This window comes from Caulobacter sp. SRI_014 (assembly GCF_057586315.1).
Genome location: NZ_JBYCZQ010000014.1, coordinates 18,645 through 35,775, shown reverse-complemented (window position 1 = coordinate 35,775; position 17,131 = coordinate 18,645). Strand labels below are relative to the sequence as shown.

The 17,131-nt window shown below is 68.4% G+C and carries 11 protein-coding genes; 4 read left to right on the top strand and 7 right to left on the bottom strand.

The window, feature by feature from the left end:
• Nucleotides 1-34: 34 nt before the first annotated feature.
• Nucleotides 35-1,024, bottom strand: coding sequence for a tRNA dihydrouridine(20/20a) synthase DusA (gene dusA / locus AC2YG9_RS21190; RefSeq protein WP_487299986.1), 990 nt, complete (start codon nucleotides 1,022-1,024; stop codon nucleotides 35-37).
• A 56-nt stretch (nucleotides 1,025-1,080) separates the two neighbouring features.
• Between dusA and AC2YG9_RS21185 the strand changes: the two genes are divergently transcribed.
• On the top strand, nucleotides 1,081-1,254 hold the full coding sequence (locus AC2YG9_RS21185; protein WP_487299985.1) for a DUF2256 domain-containing protein: 174 nt from the start codon (nucleotides 1,081-1,083) through the stop codon (nucleotides 1,252-1,254).
• Here AC2YG9_RS21185 and AC2YG9_RS21180 read toward each other — a convergent pair.
• The gene (locus AC2YG9_RS21180; RefSeq protein ID WP_487299984.1) at nucleotides 1,251-1,988 is read right to left on the bottom strand and encodes an SDR family NAD(P)-dependent oxidoreductase; all 738 of its coding nucleotides are present in this window, start codon (nucleotides 1,986-1,988) and stop codon (nucleotides 1,251-1,253) included. The genes AC2YG9_RS21185 and AC2YG9_RS21180 overlap by 4 nt on opposite strands.
• A 139-nt stretch (nucleotides 1,989-2,127) precedes the next feature.
• On the opposite strand from AC2YG9_RS21180, the gene AC2YG9_RS21175 reads away from it, so the two are divergent.
• Both AC2YG9_RS21175 and AC2YG9_RS21170 read left to right on the top strand, forming a co-directional pair.
• On the top strand, nucleotides 2,128-2,397 hold the full coding sequence (locus AC2YG9_RS21175) for a hypothetical protein (protein WP_487299983.1): 270 nt from the start codon (nucleotides 2,128-2,130) through the stop codon (nucleotides 2,395-2,397).
• Between the two features lie 39 nt (nucleotides 2,398-2,436).
• Nucleotides 2,437-3,381 carry a DUF808 domain-containing protein gene (locus tag AC2YG9_RS21170; RefSeq protein ID WP_487299982.1) on the top strand — a complete coding sequence of 315 codons (945 nt, stop codon included), beginning with the start codon at nucleotides 2,437-2,439 and terminating at the stop codon, nucleotides 3,379-3,381.
• Here the strand turns inward: AC2YG9_RS21170 and AC2YG9_RS21165 are convergent, their stop codons facing one another.
• The 5 genes from AC2YG9_RS21165 to AC2YG9_RS21145 form a co-directional block, all read right to left on the bottom strand.
• Complete coding sequence (locus AC2YG9_RS21165) at nucleotides 3,382-4,353, bottom strand: hypothetical protein (protein WP_487299981.1); 972 nt, start codon at nucleotides 4,351-4,353, stop codon at nucleotides 3,382-3,384.
• Complete coding sequence (locus tag AC2YG9_RS21160; RefSeq protein ID WP_487299980.1) at nucleotides 4,353-5,561, bottom strand: patatin-like phospholipase family protein; 1,209 nt, start codon at nucleotides 5,559-5,561, stop codon at nucleotides 4,353-4,355. The genes AC2YG9_RS21165 and AC2YG9_RS21160 overlap by 1 nt, the downstream gene beginning before the upstream one ends.
• A 69-nt stretch (nucleotides 5,562-5,630) precedes the next feature.
• Entirely contained in the window at nucleotides 5,631-6,242 is a 612-nt protein-coding gene (locus AC2YG9_RS21155) for a TetR/AcrR family transcriptional regulator (RefSeq protein ID WP_487299979.1), read from the bottom strand.
• Between the two features lie 3 nt (nucleotides 6,243-6,245).
• Nucleotides 6,246-6,692 (bottom strand): ester cyclase, encoded by a 447-nt coding sequence (locus AC2YG9_RS21150; protein ID WP_487299978.1) that lies wholly within the window; start codon nucleotides 6,690-6,692, stop codon nucleotides 6,246-6,248.
• Entirely contained in the window at nucleotides 6,682-7,371 is a 690-nt protein-coding gene (locus tag AC2YG9_RS21145) for a hemerythrin domain-containing protein (protein ID WP_487299977.1), read from the bottom strand. Before AC2YG9_RS21145 ends, AC2YG9_RS21150 begins: the two co-directional genes overlap by 11 nt.
• Nucleotides 7,372-7,630: 259 nt before the next feature.
• Here AC2YG9_RS21145 and AC2YG9_RS21140 point away from each other — a divergent pair, with 259 nt between their 5' ends.
• Entirely contained in the window at nucleotides 7,631-17,128 is a 9,498-nt protein-coding gene (locus AC2YG9_RS21140; RefSeq protein ID WP_487299976.1) for an FG-GAP-like repeat-containing protein, read from the top strand.
• The last annotated feature ends 3 nt before the right edge of the window (nucleotides 17,129-17,131 follow it).

Below are 17,131 nucleotides of genomic sequence, written 5' to 3'. Positions count from 1 at the left end.
GGCGCTTCCAGCCGCCGCAACCCGGGGAAACCCCCTACGCCGCCGCCCGCGCGCCGCTCACCGCGTCCAGAGCCTGGTCGACGACCTCGATCCCGGCCCCCGCCTTGACCCCCTCGACGGTCAGGATCCGTCGCCAGGTCCGCGCGCCGGGCCGACCGTGGAACAGACCCAGCATGTGCCGCGCCATGGCCGGCAGGTGCACGCCCTCCGCCAGCCGCGCTTCGAGATAGGGCCGATACCGCGCCACCGCCTCGAACGGCGAGACATCCTCGCCGCCCTCGCCGAACAGCCGCCGGTCGACCTCGCCCAGCAGCCCGGCCTCGTGATAGGCGCTGCGCCCCATCATGACCCCATCGACATGCTCCAGGTGCGCTTTCGTCTCGTCGAGCGACGCCACCCCGCCATTGATGACGATGGTCAGCTCAGGCCGCTCGCGCTTCAGCCGATAGACCAGCGGATAGTCGAGCGGCGGGATGTCCCGGTTCTCCTTCGGCGACAGCCCCTTCAGCCAGGCTTTGCGGGCATGGACCACGAAGGTCTTCACCCCCGCCGCCGCAGACAGGTCGACCAGCCGGAACAGGCTCTCCTCCGGCTCCTGGTCATCGACGCCGATGCGGCACTTCACCGTCACCGGCACATCGACCGCCGCGATCATCGCCGCCATGCAGTCAGCCACCAGCTCGGGCTCGCGCATCAGGCAGGCCCCGAACCGCCCCGACTGCACCCGGTCGGAGGGACAGCCGACGTTCAGGTTGATCTCGTCGTAGCCCAGCTCGGCCCCGATCTTGGCGCTGGCCGCCAGATCATTCGGGTCCGACCCGCCCAGCTGCAAGGCCACCGGATGCTCGACCGGGTCATAGCCCAGCAGCCGCTCACGGTCGCCGTGCAGCACCGCCCCGGTCGTGACCATCTCGGTATAGAGCAGCGCCCGCCCCGTCAGCGTCCGGTGCAGCGCCCGGCAGTGACGGTCGGTCCAGTCCATCATCGGCGCGACGGAGAAGGTATGGGGCGGTCTTTGGCTCACGGCGCGCTAGATAGTCGGTGAAGGCGGCGAACGCCACAGCAGCGGGCAGGAAGGCGATGGCCAAGGGCGGTCGGCGCAACGCGAACGGCCAGGCGCCGCGGAAAGCGGACCTGCCCTCGAAACCCTGTGTCGCCTGCGGCCGCCCCTTCACCTGGCGGCGCAAATGGGCCCGCGACTGGGAGGCGGTGAAATTCTGCTCCGACCGTTGCCGACAGGTCGGGGTCGCCTAGTAGCCGATCTCGGCGCCGTCCCAGGCGAGCAGCTTGCCGCTGTCGGCCGGCGAGGCGCTATCGATGACGCTGAGCAGGCGCTCGGCGGCGAACGCCGGCGTGAACAGCTTGCTGGACGGCACGCCCCGCTGAAAGGGCGTGGACAGCGCGGTGTCGACGGTTCCCGGATGCAGGCCGAGGCACACCGCGAGCGGCCGACGAGGCCCCAGCTCGAGGGCGAGGTTGCGGACGATCATGTTGAGGGCCGCCTTGGAGGCCCGATAGCTGTGCCAGCCGCCCAGCCGGTTGTCGCTGATCGACGAAACACGGGCCGACAGCACGGCAAACACCGACTTCCTGTCGCGCGGAAGGCGCGTCGCCAGGGCGCCGGCGATCAGCGACGGTCCGATGCAGTTGATGGCGAACGCCCTGGCCATGGCCTCGGCGTTGAGGGCGGCGATGGTCTTCTCCGGCGCCAACGTCCCGTCATGCAGAAGACCCGTGGCGACGATGACGAGGTCCGGTGCGTGACCGTCCAGCAGCATCGCCTGTGACGCCGCCACGATGCTGGCATGGTCCTCCAGATCGAACTCAAACCCCCGGACCTTGCCCGAGGACGGCCCGGGCCGGCGCGCGCCGCTCCACACCGACTGGCAGCGCGGATCAGCCGCCAGCGCCGCAACCAGGGCCGATCCGATGCCGCCCGTGCCCCCGAAGACCGCCGCCCGGTAGCTCTGTCCAAAGGATGTCAGCACCGGACCTCTCGCTTGCGCCTGAGGCCGAACTAGATCGTTCCCGAAGGCCGTCGACCCCGGACCGACGGCCCCGCCCGTTTGAACGGTTGCGTCGCGCGTTCTCCGGCCTATGGTCCGCAGCCCAACGATTGCCGCTCCCATGACCGACGCACCCCGCCGCCCCATCCTGAAGTTGAAGATTTCGCCGCCGGCCCCCAAGGCTGCGGAGCCGGTGGCCGACGCGCCGTCGGCTGGCGACCGCTGGAAGTGCAAGCCCTGTGGCGGCGTGGTTGTGATCACCGGTGAGGAACCGGCCGATCAGGAAATTCGCTGCCCGGCCTGCAACGCCCGTCTCGGCCTGGCCGGCGAGTTCCACAACGACGGCAAGGTCCGCGCCCGGCGCCTGCCGCCTTTACGGAATCCCGCTTAGCCTCTACCGAACGTCCAACCCCGCAACGGATGGACACCGATGGCTTCCGGACTCGCCGCCCTTCTCGACGACATCGCCGGCATCGCCAAGATCGCCGCCAGTTCGCTGGACGACGTCTCCGCCGCCGCGGGCAAGGCGGGCGCCAAGGCCGCGGGCGTGGTCATCGACGACACCGCCGTGACCCCCGGCTACGCCGTCGGCTTCACCCCCGACCGCGAGCTGCCGATCGTCGCCAAGATCGCCAAGGGCAGCTTCATCAACAAGCTGGTCTTCCTGCTGCCCGGCGCCCTGCTGCTCAGCGTCTTCGCCCAATGGGCCATTCAGCCGTTGCTGATGATCGGCGGCGCCTACCTCTGCTTCGAGGCCAGCGAGAAGATTTTCGAGTACTTCTTCCATGGCGATCACGAGGTGGACGGTCCCGAGGACCTGGCGCTCAGTTCGGCCGACCTCGAAAAGCAGAAGGTCGCCGGCGCCATCCGCACCGACCTGATCCTGTCGGCCGAGATCATGGCCATCGCGCTCGGAGAAGTCGCCGACCAGCCGCTAATGGTGCGCGCCATGGCCCTGCTGGCCGTCGGCATCGGCATCACCGTCATCGTCTACGGCGTCGTCGCCCTGATCGTGAAGATGGACGACATCGGCCTGCACCTGGCCAAGAGCCCTCGCCGGCCGACCGCCGCCCTGGGCGAAGGCCTGGTCCGCGCCATGCCGCCCCTGCTGACGGGGCTGTCGGTGGTCGGCACTGCCGCCATGCTGTGGGTCGGCGGCGGCATCATGGTGCACGGGCTGGAGCACTATCACTTCAGCCCGGTGCCGGTCTGGGTCGAGGGCGCGGCCCACGCCGCCGGCGCCGTTCCCGGGGTCGGCCCGCTGCTCGGCTGGTTCACCTTCGCCGGCCTCTCGGCCGTGGTCGGTCTTGTCGTCGGCGGGATCATCGTCGCGGTGCTGCACTTCCTCCCGAAGAAGAAGGCCGAGGCCCACTAGTCACCAGAACCAGCGCGACCGGCCTACAACGCTCTTGTAGGCCGCGTCCATGCTGGGAAGAGCCTCGGCGCCCAGCTTCATCGTGCACACCGTTTCCTTCAGCCGCCCGGTCAGCGACCCGTCGAGCGCCGGGCCGGTGGAGCCCAAGCGGTCGCTCTCCGGGTAGTTTCCGCCGGCGGCCCACCACACCGTCTGACCGATCAGCTCGACCTCGCCGGTCGCGCAGTCGATCTGGTACTGCCGCATGGCCGCGTCGCGCGTCACCTCGGCGTCCTCGGGGTCCTTCGGCGGCGGGACCATGAACACCCAGGCGCTGCGGGTGTCCTGCAGGATCGCGATCCGCGCGGCGTTGACGAAGACGATAGCCGGGTCTTTGGGGTGGGCGTCCATCCGCCGCCAGGCGGCCGGGCCGAAATCCCAGAAGTGCTGGTCAGGCAGCGGGGTCCGGTTCTTCACTGCGCGGAGCACCGCTTTGAGCGAGGGCTTCGGACTGGCCGGGGCATCGACGGCCTTCGGCAACATCGCCCGCTTCTCCGCCATCACCTTGTCGAAGGCGACCGGGTCGCTCCAGCCGTCAGTCATTCCGCAGAAGCGCTGGAACACATTGCCCATATCGCCGTCGTACGGCACGAACGTGCCGCCGCCATAGCTGCGAAGATCAGCGACCGGCCAGAGAACGCCCTTCTGCGACGCATCGACAAAATCTTGGGCGATGATCATGCGCCAGTCACAGGACAGGGTGATCCGGTTCCGCCTCCAGGCCATGTCCAGGGTCCATCTATCCCCTCGTTGGACATCGTAGTCGGCCAGGGAGATGTAGTTGAATGACACCTGGTCGCCCACGCGCTTGTCGCTGCCGACCTCCAGATAGCCGCCGCGTTCCAGCTTCTCGACACGGGCCGGCGACGCCGCGAGAGCCGGAACGGCCAGCGCCGTCCAGGCCAGCAGGCCCATCCACAACGATCCACGCATTACTCGGTCCCCGCATCCTCGATCGGCTCATTGCGCGGCACCGCTCCGGCCCGGTCCGGCCTGGTCTTCAGCGCCTGCAGCAGCCCCGCCGCAATACTGGGCTCCGCCACCGGCGTCACCCAGAGGTTGTCGCCCATCGCCCGCTCGACGGCGGCGTCGAAGTTGCGGCGCATGGTGGCGGTGTCGAAGCTCATCATGCTGAAGGCCTCGCCCGGGTCCGGGATCGAAGCGATGCTGAACGGCAGCCGGTGCCGGGCGCAGAACGCCGCCGTCACCTCGATGGCGTGGCGGTAGCTGAAGCGCAGCATGGTGTCGAAGCTGCGGATCAGGATGGCCGGCATGTTGTTCTGGGTCGTGCGCGGCGCCTGGTCGAGCACGGTGTTGACGATCGCGTAGACCTGGCTCCTCGCCAGCCGTTGGCCCAGCTTGCGCCAGCGCAGCAACGCCTCGGGCATCAGGAACAGCGGCGTCGTCACCCCGCCGTCGACATGCATCTCCTCGTACAGCACCCCGCCGGCCTGGCAGACGATGCGCTTGGGCGGGAAGATGCCCGGCAGACTGCCCGAGGCGACCAGCACCGTGCGGAACAGGCTGAGCGCCTCATCCCCGCCCTTGCTGGCGATCTCGCCCATGTCCCAGATCACCGTCCGCTGCCGGTCCAGATCGGTGGTGGCGACCAGCAGCCGCCGTCCCTTGGCATGCTCGGCGGCGATCGAGCCCAGCATTTCGGCATCAACATAGCGCGCCACCAGACGGTCCAGCGTCTCCGATCGGAAGATGGCCCCCGTCCCCGGCCCCAGTTTGCCGAGCGACAGCAGGTCCGCCGCATGGCCGCCGACGTAGGCGTCCATCAGCCGGTCGTCCCAACCGGGCCCCAGGAAGGCGAAGGGGGCGATCAGCGCGCCCGTACTGACCCCGGTGACAATGGCGAAGTCCGGCCGCCGCCCGGCCCGGGTCAGGCCGACCAGGATGCCGGCCCCATAGGCGCCGCCCGCCGCCCCGCCCGAGATGGCCAGGATGTTGAACGCCTCCCGCGCCCAGGGCGCCCGCAGCGGCGCCAGCCGGTCGGCGGCGGCCAGCAGGCTGTCCTCGGCCTCCTCAACGCTCAGGCGCACGCCCTCGAACCCGACGATTTGCGCCTTGGTCAGACCCGGGGCGGGCAGCCGCGCGCCCGGCAGTCGGCTTCGCCAGTTGGGGGTGTCGCTCATTGGAAATCCCTGAGGCCTGCAAAGGCCATACTGCACGCCACAACGCCTCTGTCAGCCGAAGGTGGCCGTCTAGAGCCCCTTCTTCGCCGCCTCGATCAGCGCCGCCATCACCCAGGCCTTGGTCGCCGTCGCTTCGGCCTGCGAAAGCGGCACGACGTCCTTGAAGACGATCATGCCCTCGGAGCCGACCACCAGGGCCAGGGCCGTGACCAGCCGATCAAAGGCCGCCGGATCGAACTCATCCCGCCAGGGCTCCAGCGCCGCCTCGATCAGCGGCGTGCGGCGGTTCTGGCGGACCGGCGGGTCGTTGCGGCTGCGCCCTCGCCCCTTCTCCAGCGCCGCCGCCAGCATGAAGCGCAACGGTCCCTCGTTGCCGGCCATCATGGAGTCGAGGGCCGCGTCGATACGGCCCAGACGCGTCAGCGCATCTTCGGGCGGGCCGTCGGGGAAGATCTGCGCCACAGACGGGATGTTCGTATCCACCGCCGCCTCGACCAGCAGGTCCTCGAGGTTGGTGAAGTATCGATAGGCCGTCGCCCGACTGACCATCGCCTCCTCGGCGATCTCCTCCAGGCTGGGCTTGGTCCCCCGCTGCATCAGCCGCCCGGCCGCCTCCAGCAGATCCTTGCGGGTCCGCCGGCGCTGGTTGCTGCGGTCGGGCTTGGCGGGGGCGCGTGGCAATCCTCAGTCCTGCGGCAGCTGCTGGATGATCGACGCGAGGTCGACCCAGACGTTCTCCCGCCTGATTGCCCCCGAGTCGGCGAATTCCACCACATGCAGCAGGCGGAATTCGAGCGGTCGGTCCCGGCCCTCCAGCCCGAACGGCCGCCCGGGCGCGCGGCCGCGCCACAGGGACTCATCGACCATGAAGGCCTCGCCGTAGAGCCGCCGCAGCGTCTGCACCTGCCCGTCGGCGAGGTCGGCGAACAGGGCCTCATAGAAGGGCGCCGCGCCATCGCGGCCCTGCGTCGGGCCGGTGGGCCAGCCGACGATGTCATGCTCGACATCGGCGGTCAGGGTGGCCAGGACACCCTGGACATTGTCTGCCGCCTCGAAGGCGAAGTGCTCGTCCATGCGGGCGTCCATCTCCGCGGGGGTCAGGGGCGCCGGGCGGGTCCAGTCAAGCGACATAGGCCAGCTCCTCGTTCAGAACCCGAAACTGCTCGGGCGGCAGGGCCGTGCGGGCGACGTCGTCGAGAATGTGGGTATAGGCCTCGGGCGGGGCGTTGGCGCGGATGTAGCGCAGGAAGGTCGCCCGCTCGGCCGGGTTCATGCCGGGCAGCATGATCAAATAGTACTGGGTCAGCCGTTCCGGCGCGATCGACTGGATGATGCGGCTTTCCATGTCCATCAGCTCCTGATCGGTGAAGTGGGCGTGGAAGGCGGGCAGCGCCTCCTGCTCTTCCCGGGCCATGTGGGCCAGGTCGTCGCCGAAGTAGGTCGAAAAGCGCAGGAAGAGGGCGCGGCCGGCGGCGGCGCGGGCCTCGTCGTCGGCGGCTTCCAGGGCATCGACCAGGCCTTCGAGCTCGCGGAATGTCTCGTAGTGGTGATGGTGATCGTCGTCGAGTTGCGCCGCCAGCTCCGGCGCGCGGCTGCGCAGCGGTTCGTTGTACTCGGCGTCCTCGTGCTGCAGGTGCTCTTCCGCCAGCTGCAGGTGGATGCGGATTTCGCCGACCAGGCTGACAACGGCGCGGCGGTCGCGGGTTTCGATCTGGCCCAGCGCCATCAACAGGCGCGAGGAGCCGAGGCGCAGACCCTTGTGGATCGGGCCGTACAGGTCGTGGCGGCTGGGTGTTTGGGTAGCGGTCATCTATGAGGTCCCTGGCGTCTCTCGGGGGAGGTTTGGTTGGAATCGCAAACTCGATACGTCGCTATATATTGAGACAGTTGTCTCATTACCATATTACAATCTCGTCATGACGGAGGTTTAATCCTCGCTACCTGAGGTAGTCGTCGCCCGTCAGGCGAACCGGCTCGCGCCAAAATGCATCACGGTTTGTGCACTCCCCCCCGATTTGAGGGCATGGCAACGCACGGTCGCAAAACTCCGTTCGCCTGGATTTCGACCGATGACCGCTCCGACCCTGACCGACCTCGACGCCGTCGTTCTGCAAGAGAACGACGTCAGCGCGACGCCCCAGATCATCGACGGCGACGTCACCTTGACCGACGCCGAAGGCGACATGGCCAATGGATCGCTGCGGGTCAGCGGCCTGACCTTCCAGGACGTCATCTCGCTGTTCAACGCGGGAACCGGGGCCGGTCAGGTCGGCTACAACGCCGCCACCGGCGAGGTCACCTTCGGCGGCCTGCTGATCGGCATCGCCTCGGGCGGGTCCCTGGGGACCGACTTCACCATCGCCTTCAACGGCGCCGCCACCCTGGCGGCGGTCGAGGCGGTGATCGAGCACCTGACCTTCGCCAACAACAGCCCCCACCCGGTCGCCAGCCGCACCCTGACCATCGACGTCACCGACGGCGCCGGCCAAATGACCGGCAGCGTGACCGACTTCCTGGCCGGCGCGGTTCCCCTGACCGAGGGCGGCGAGACGCGGCAGGCCGGATCCGCCCTGGCCCTTGATGTCGACACCAACGGCACAGACCTCGTCTTCGTCACCGAGGACGGCGACCTCGTCCTCTACCATGGCTCGCCGACCGGCTTTTCGGCCGTCGCCCTCGACTTCATCACCATGTCCACGCCCCTCGGCGCCGGGGCCAGCCTGTCGTTCGGCGACGCCAACCTCGACGGCCTGCGCGACATCATCGCGGTCGAGGCCAACGGCGACATCCGGGTGTTCAGCAACACCAACGCGCCGGGCCCGGCCGGCAACGACACCTACGCCGAGGATGCGGGCGTCTCGGCCAGCCTGACCAGCCAGCTCGCCCTTGGGGCCGGCGGCTCCCTGACCCTGGCCGACTTCAACAAGGACGGCTTCGACGACATCGTCGCGGTGACCGGCGCCGGCGAGATCCTCAGCTACATGAACTACAACGCCTACGGCATGGGCCTTCAGCTCGTCTGGGGCGCCGCCGTCGGCCTGGTCGCCACCGGCCGGCCGACGCTGGGCGATTTCAACGGCGACAGCGTGCTGGACATGGTCATCGCCCTCAACGGCGGCGCCATCTCGCTCGGTGTCGGCGATGGTATGGGCGGCTTTAACTTCAGCGGCCTCTACGGCCCCAACCCGTTCGCCGGCTTCACCCTCAGCGGCCCGGGCGTGACCGTGGCCATCGACCTCAACGGCGATGGCGCCCTCGACGTCCTGGTCGATGACGCCAACGGCCTCAGCGCCATCTACGCCCCGCCGCCGGTCAGCAACACCATCGACATCTATGTCCAGGACCAGCCGGGCGACATCTCCATCAGCAACCTGCCGGTCACCGCGTCCCTGAATGAGGATGACGTCAGCGTCGCGCCGGTGGTGCTGTTCCCGCAGGTCGTCGTGACCGACAGCGAAAACGACCTGACCGACAGCATCCTGATCATCAGCTGGCAGAACAGCGACGACCAGATCGGCCTCCGCGACCAGGGCATGGGGCCGGGCGAGCTCGGGATCGGCCCGATGGGCGAAATCTACTTCAGCGGCTTCCCGGTTGGCTACTACCAGCCGGACTCGTCGCAGTTGACCATCTCCTTCCAGGGCGCGCCGAGCATCGCCATCGATGCGGTGATCTCAAACCTGACCTACGCCAACCAGAGTAATTCGCCGGTCGCCTCGCAGCTGTCTCTCCAGTTCCTCGACAGCGGCTACAACCTGCTCGCCCAGTTCACGGTCAATCTGAACATCATCGACAATCCCGAGCAGGTCAGCCTCAGCGGCTTCGGCTCTGGCTACCGCGTCGCAGTCGGTGATGCGGGCGAACCGCTGGCCCTGGCCGGCGGGTCCGGTCTCGAAGACGCCGAGGGCGACTTCGACGGCTCGGCGCTCACCGTCAGCGGCCTGGAAGCCACCGACCGGATCAGCCTGACCCCAAGCCAGGACCTGACCATCACCGCCGGCGTCGTCAGCTTCGACGGCGTCGAAATCGGCATCGCCGCCGGCGGCCAGGGCGCCGATTTCACTGTCACCCTGAACGGCGACGCCACCACCCTCGCCGTCCAGGCCCTGATCAACGCCCTGACCTTCGCCAGCCCCGGCGCCGGGATCGGCAGCCGGACCCTGTCCGTCAGCCTGACCGACCAGGGCGGCCACAGCCTGCAACAGGGCGGCCAGCCGGTCAGCGTCGAGATCACCGTCTTCCAGCCGGGCGACCTGCAGGACCTCGCCGCGACCCTGGACCTGACCCTGGCCGAGGCCGCCACGCCGATCCGCCTCGACGCGGCCGTCACCGTGATCGGCCCGGCCAACTGGATCGGCGGCCAACTGACCGTCACCGGCCTCGGCGACGGCGATATGGTGGCGCTGGCTCCCGACGGCGACTTCCAGCTGATCGAGGACAAGGGGACCCTCTACATCCACCGGAACGGGCAGGTCATCGCCCAGCTGGGCAGCGACCCGGCCAACTTCATCATCTATTTCGCCGACGCGACGGGAGAGGATGTCGAGGCCATCATCGAGGCCCTGACCTTCGTCAACACGGCGACGCCCGACGCCCGACGCACCCTGACGCTCACCCTCACCGACCCGGACGGCCATTCCGACCACAACCGGATCGTCGTCAACGTCGCCGGCGGCACGACCTACAGCGCCGACCTTGCCGACCTCGCGGCCAGCGTCACCTTCGAGGAGCAATACCTCAACCTCGGCTTCAACTGGCTGGATACGTCCGTCACCCTGCGCGACACCAGCGAAGGCTTCTCCGGCTCGGTCCTCACCGTGTCCGGCGCCGCCGCGGAGGACGTGCTCGGCCTCCACTTCGACGATCCGTCAGGCGCGTGGGATCCGGCCACCGGCGCCGTCACCATGGACCACGAGGTCATCGCCACCACCACGGGCGGCGAGAACGGCCAGGCCCTGACCGTCACCTTCGCCGCCGGCGTCACGGCCGCCGAGGTCGAGTTCGTCCTCGAACACCTGGCCATGCGCACCGACGACAACTCACCGCAAGCCGTCCGCACCCTGACCCTGTCGCTGCTGAACGCCGCCGGTGAAGTCCTGCACCGCAACGGCGAGACCGGCCCGGTCGAGATCGTCGTCAATGTCGAGCAGTCCCCCGACGCGATCGCCTACAGCAATTTCAGCTTCATCGGCAGCTTCAGCGAGAACGACCTCAACCACAGCGGCGTCGCCGGATTCCAGGACGTCGTCGTCTTCTCCGATGGGCCGATCTCCCTGTTCAGCTTCCAGATCGGCAACCTGATTGCCGGGGACAGCTTCTTCTTCCGCGAGGCCGACGGCGTCGCCGTCGACAACCAGCAGGTCCTCTACAACGGCGTGGCCGTCGGCGGATTCCAGACCATCGGTGGCTATTTCGGCCTCAGCTTCTACGGGGACCAGGAGCCGGCCGTGATCCAGGCCGTCCTCCGCCAGCTCATTTTCAAGAACAGCGACGACGACCCGTCCGAAGACTCGCGGACCTTCGAATTGCTCTTCGGCCCTTCGGGCAACTTCATCCAGGCCGGCTGGAAGTTCAGCGTCACGCCCAACGGCGAGCAGACCGACCTCAACGGCGTCCCGGAGACCGCCAGCTTCTCGGAACTCTTCGTCAACGCCGGACTGCGGCCCCTGACCACCGACGTCAGCTTCGACGCCAAGGGGGAATCCCTGGACGGCGCCGTGCTGACCGTCAGCGGCCTGGTCGCCCTCGACCGCGTCACCCTGCTCAACGGCGCATCCCTGAGCTTCGACGAGCCGTCGGGCGCGGTCACCGTCGACGGCGTCCTGGTCGCCCAGGCCGTCGTCACCGTCGGAACCAGCCTGGTCGTCACCTTCAACGCGGACGCCACGGCCGCCGCCGTCGAGGCCGTCATCGAGGCCCTGGCCTACGCCACCAGCAACGACACCCCGGTCGCCAGCCGCACCCTGAGCATCGACCTGGTCAACCTCTATGGCCACCACGCCTTGAACGCCGGCGGCCAGGTTCCGTCCATCGTCGTCGAGGTCACGCCCTTCTACGACGCTCCCACGTTATCCGGCTTGACCAGCGAGATCACCTTCGACGAGCAGATGGTGAACATGGTCCCGTGGCGGCTCGACACCGACGTCACCTTCTCCATGCCCGAAGTCCAGCTGGGCTCGGGCAGCAGCCTGCAGATCACCGGCATCGGACCCGACGACCGGGTGGAGGTCTGGAGCAACGGCGCCCTCGACGTCGACCCCAACACCGGGGCGGTCAGCTACAACGGCGTTCTGATCGGCCAGGTCGCCGGCGGCCTGGCCCAGACCCTGACCATCACCTTCACCATCGACGTCACCGGGCCGGCGATCGAGGCCATCATCGAGAACCTCGTCTACGGCAACACCAGCGACACCCCCGCCGCCAGCCGCACCTTTACCCTCCAGTACCTGGACGCCGTCACCGGCTTCATCCCGCCCCAGTCGATTACCATCAACGTCACGCCCTACTACGAGGCGCCCGCCGTCCTCGATTTCGGTCCCGCCGGCTTCGGCGAAAGCTCCGTCAACGGCGCCTGGGTCCAGCTCGATGCCTCGGTCACCGTCTCCGCCCCTGAGGGCAGCGGCTTCGCCGGCGGTCATCTCAGCCTGCAGAGCCCCGACGCCAACGACCTGTTCAGCGTCGACAGCGCCGCCGCGGGCATCCTCCTGGACACGGACATCCGGATCGATGGCGTCCAGGTCGCCTCGAGCTGGACCAGCAGCGCCGGCGCGATCAGCTTCGCCCTCACCGGCGACGCCACGCCCGCGCTGTTGAACCGCCTTGTCCAGGCCATCCTCTACCGCAATGACGACGATACCCCGACGCCCCACCGCGCCGTCACCGTCGAGCTCTCGGACGCCACTGGCGCGAGCACGCAAAGCACCCTCGACCTCTACATCAGCCCGGAGGACGACGCCGCCGTCCTCACCGGCATCGGCAGCGTCACCCTGCAGGAAAACGCCCTCCAGTCCGGCGGCCAGCTGCTGCTGCCGCAGATCAGCTTCACCGACGTCGATGAGAGCGCCGGCGTCCACATCATCATCAGCAACATCCCCGACGAGATCGTCCTCAGCCTCCGGGCCCAGGGCGAAGACGCCGCCGTCCCGGACCTGCGCAACGTCAGCGTCACCTATGCCGGCGCCAACCTCCTGTTCGCCAGCCCGAACGGCGCGACCGGCCCGATCATCATCCACCTGAACGGCGCCACCGTCGCCCAGGTCGAGGCCATCCTCGCCAACCTGGTGATCCAGGACGCCAGCGACACCCCCATCGACAGCTTCAACCTGCGCTTCGAAATTCAGGCCGGCGGCGGCTTCGATGTCTTCCATCAGGTCACCATCGCCCCGCAATTCGACCCGACCACCCTGACCGACGTGACCGCCACCCACACCTTCGGCGAACAGCTGGTCAACGGCGCGCCGCAGCGGCTCGACATCGACGTCAGCCTGGCCTCGCCGGAGCGCCGGCCGATCACCGGCCTGACGGTCAGCGGACTGCTGGCCGAAGACCGTGTCTCACTGCTCGGCGACGCCCACCTGGCCTGGAACAGCACGACCGGCCAGGTCACCCTCGATGGTCAGGTGATCGGATCGGCGACCGGCGGCGCCGGCGGCGATTTCAACATCGCCGTCGTCGGCGCCTCCTCCGCTGTCCGGCTCGCCAATCTTGAAGCCATCCTCGAACGCCTGGCCTACGCCAACGTCAGCGACAGCCCGTCCGCCAGCCGCACCCTGACCCTCCAGGTCCTCGAAACGGCCTCGGCGGCCGCCGACTACAGCCCCCCCGCCCCGGTCAGCGTCACCGTCAACGTCACCGCCTTCGACGAGCCCTTCGCCCCGCGTTCCGGCGGCGATGCGCTGACGTTCCGCAGCGGTCCCCTCAATGCCTTTGCCGGCGACGTCACTCTGAGCGATCCCGACGGCGGCGCGGCACCGGTCTTCAACGGCGCGGTCCTGACCGTCAGCGGCCTCGCCGCCGACGAACGCGTCAGCCTGATCAACGCCCTCGGCGCCGGCGCCGCCAGCCTCGACGCCGACGGCGCCGTCCGGGTGAACGGCGTCCTCATCGGCCAGGCCAGCGGCGGGATGGGCGGCGACTTCACCGTCACCTTCAACGCGGCGGCCGACCAGGCCCTCGTCGAAACCGTCATCCACCAGCTCGGCTGGACCCGGAACAGCCAACTGGCCGCCCCAGGCGCCCATAGCCTGCAGCTCTCCTTCGCCCAGGGTGGCGGCGGCGCGCCCCAGGCCCTGACGATCGACTTCCAGACGACGGCCCCGGTCCATTCGACCAGTTCTCAGCTGCTCAGCGGGGTTTCCTACGCCCAAATCCTGGTCGCAGAGAACGCCGCCAACGCCGGCGTCGTCGCCCTCGACTTCGGCGTCACGATCAACAGCCTGGTCAGCTACGTCAACGCCTCGCTGGCGCTGGGCATGGACCACTACGCCGCCGGCGAAGCCTTCTCGGTCATCAACCAGGGCACGGGACCCGGACAGATCGGCTACGCCGACGGGACCGTCACCTACGAAGGCGTCGCGATCGGAACCTTCCAAACGGCCGTCGGCTACAATGCGCGCAGCGCCGCCGTCGCGTTCAACGACAACGCCACGCCCGCGGCGGTCCAGGCCCTGCTCGGGGCTATCGGCTTCACCACCGACAGCAACGACCCGGTTCAGCTTCGTCTCCTGACCCTGTCGCTGAACGCCGGTCCTTACGAGGTTCAGGACTGGGCGCGGGTCAATTCCGGCGCCGTCTCCAACGTCATGTCGACGTACAGCGCGCCCTACTACGAGTCCGCGAACTTCGTGGACTACGACAACGACGGCGACCTCGACATCGTCTTCACCCGCGACTGGACCAGCCTGGGCGTGCTCAAGAACACCGGCACGGCGCAGGCTCCCGTCTTCGTCCCGCAGGCCGTGGCCCTGCCCCTGGGGTCTCTCGACGGCTTCCCCAGTGACTCCATCAGCGGCCGAAGCGCCATGACGTCCGTCGTGGACCTGGACGGGGACGGCGATCTGGATGTCATTTCCGGCGGCGTCGGCGGAACCATCGCCTACTTCGAAAACACCGGCGGGCCGGGCGCGCTGGCTGGCCTGGTCCAGCGTCAGGGCATCGACAACCCCTTCGACGGCCTTGATTTCAACGCCGGCGGTCAGCCGATGATCACCTCGCCGTCCTTCGGCGACCTCGACGGCGACGGCGACCTCGACATGGTGGTGGCCAGCAACGGCCGGCTCAGCCGCTTCGAAAACATCGGAACCGCCACCGCGCCGCTGTTCGCCCAGCGCCAGGACTTCGACGGTCTGACCGTCGCCCCCTCTGCCCGCCCCTGGCTGGGCGACGTCGATAGCGACGGCGACATCGACATGCTCGTCGCCACCGGCGCCGCGGGCGAGCAGCTGGCCGTCTACGACAACCTCGGCGGCGGCCGGTTCGACGTCACGCCCAGGGTCTTCGCCTCGTCGACCTCGGCCAACAACCCTCTCAACCAGGCCGTCCTGACCGACCTCAACGCCAACGGCGTCTGGGAGCTCTATACGACCGACTACCTTCAGTACTTCCGGCTGATGACGCCGGGCCAGACCTACTTCCGCAGCCTGTCGCAGGGGATCAACCTCGTCCTCACCGTCATGCCGGATCCGGAATACGTCTACGGCACGCCCGGCGAGGACACGCTCAACGGCGGCGCCCACGACGACGCCATCTTCGGCTACGCCGGCAACGACACCCTCGACGGCAAGGCCGGCCCCGACACAATGTTCGGCGGCCTGGGCGCCGACACCTACATCGTCGACGCCCTCGACGCCGTGGTCGAACTGGACGGCGAAGGCGTCGACACGGTCAAGGCGTCCTTCACCTACACCCTCGGCGACTTCATCGAGAACCTGACCCAGACGGGCACGGCGACCATCACCGGCGTCGGCAACGGCCTGAACAACGCCATCCTTGGCAACGCCGCCGCCAACCAGCTGTTCGGCATGGACGGCAACGACAACATCAACGGCGGGGCCGGCCATGACATCATCGTCGGCGGCGCCGGCGACGATATCTTGAGCGGCGGCCTCGGCGCCGACCTGATGCAGGGCGGGACCGGAAACGATACCTACGTCATCGACAACGCCGGCGACCTGGCCGACGAAACCGGCGGCGACGGCATCGATCTCATCCAGTCGACCCTGGCCTGGACCCTGATCGCCGGCCTCGAAAACCTGACCCTGACTGGCAAGACGGCCACCCAGGACGGCACGGGCAACAGCCTGAACAACGTCATCACCGGCAACGCCTACATCAACACCCTGACCGGCCTCGAAGGGAACGACACCCTCCTGGGCATGGCCGGCGAGGACATCCTGATCGGCGGCGATGGCGACGACCTGCTCGACGGCGGCCTCGGGGCCGACGCCATGCTCGGCGGCCTCGGCAATGACACCTACATCATCGACAACGTCGACGACTTCGCGGTCGAGATCGGCGGCGGCGGCATCGACACCATTCAGTCGAAGATCAGCTGGACCATGGGCTTCGGCATCGAGAACCTGATCTTCACCGTCACCGGCGCCGTCGATGGGACCGGCAATGCGGTGGGCAACGTCATCACCGGCAATCTCAGCAACAACCGGCTGTCGGGCCTGGCCGGCGACGACATCCTGAGCGGCTTTGCCGGCAACGACATCCTCGACGGGGGCGACGGCAATGACCTGCTCGACGGCGGCGTCGGCATCGACACCCTCACGGGCGGGGCAGGAACCGACACCCTGACCGGCGGCGACGGCAACGACAGCCTCGACGGCGGCGCCGGCGACGATCATCTCGACGGCGGGCTGGGCAACGACACCTACGGCGTCGACAGCCTGTACGACAGCCTGGCCGACACCGGCGGGGTCGACACGATCCTTGCCTCGATCAGCTACACCCTGGCCCACATTTTCGAGAACCTGACCCTGACCGGTTCCGCCAACATCCAGGGCGTGGGCAACGCCCTGGCCAACACCGTGATCGGCAACAGCGGCGCCAACTATCTCTACGGCCTGGCCGGCATTGATACCCTCAGCGGCCTGGACGGCGCCGACACCCTGTTCGGCAATGAGGGCATCGATACCCTGCTGGGCGGCGCCGGCGATGATGTGCTGACCGGCGGTTTCGACGCCGACAAGCTGACCGGCGGCGCCGGGGCGGACACCTTCACCTTCTCTGTCGACGACATCCGCCTGACCGGCGCCGGCCTCATCGCCGACCGCGACGCCATTCTCGACCTCAACTTCGCGGACGGCGACGTCATCGACCTGTCGGGCATCGACGGCAACACCACGCTTGCCGGCGACCAGGCCCTCGTCTTCGCGGCCAAGTTCACCAAGGTCGCCGGCCAGGCCACGATCAAGTTCGCCTCGGGCATCACCACCGTGGCGATCGACGTCGACGGCGACGGCAAGGCCGACCTGAACATCGCCCTCACCGGCGACCATTCCCTGACCACCGCCAACCTCTACACCGGTCTGGGAGACAGCAATGGCGGGTGGATCCTCTGACGC

Bases quoted from the DNA above. Each gene is read 5' to 3' on its own strand.
- AC2YG9_RS21185 (WP_487299985.1), top strand. From the start codon at position 1,081: ATGGCCAAGGGCGGTCGGCGCAACGCGAACGGCCAGGCGCCGCGGAAA.
- AC2YG9_RS21175 (WP_487299983.1), top strand. From the start codon at position 2,128: ATGACCGACGCACCCCGCCGCCCCATCCTGAAGTTGAAGATTTCGCCG.
- AC2YG9_RS21170 (WP_487299982.1), top strand. From the start codon at position 2,437: ATGGCTTCCGGACTCGCCGCCCTTCTCGACGACATCGCCGGCATCGCC.
- AC2YG9_RS21165 (WP_487299981.1), bottom strand. From the start codon at position 4,353: ATGCGTGGATCGTTGTGGATGGGCCTGCTGGCCTGGACGGCGCTGGCC.
- AC2YG9_RS21160 (WP_487299980.1), bottom strand. From the start codon at position 5,561: ATGAGCGACACCCCCAACTGGCGAAGCCGACTGCCGGGCGCGCGGCTG.
- AC2YG9_RS21150 (WP_487299978.1), bottom strand. From the start codon at position 6,692: ATGTCGCTTGACTGGACCCGCCCGGCGCCCCTGACCCCCGCGGAGATG.
- AC2YG9_RS21145 (WP_487299977.1), bottom strand. From the start codon at position 7,371: ATGACCGCTACCCAAACACCCAGCCGCCACGACCTGTACGGCCCGATC.
- AC2YG9_RS21140 (WP_487299976.1), top strand. From the start codon at position 7,631: ATGACCGCTCCGACCCTGACCGACCTCGACGCCGTCGTTCTGCAAGAG.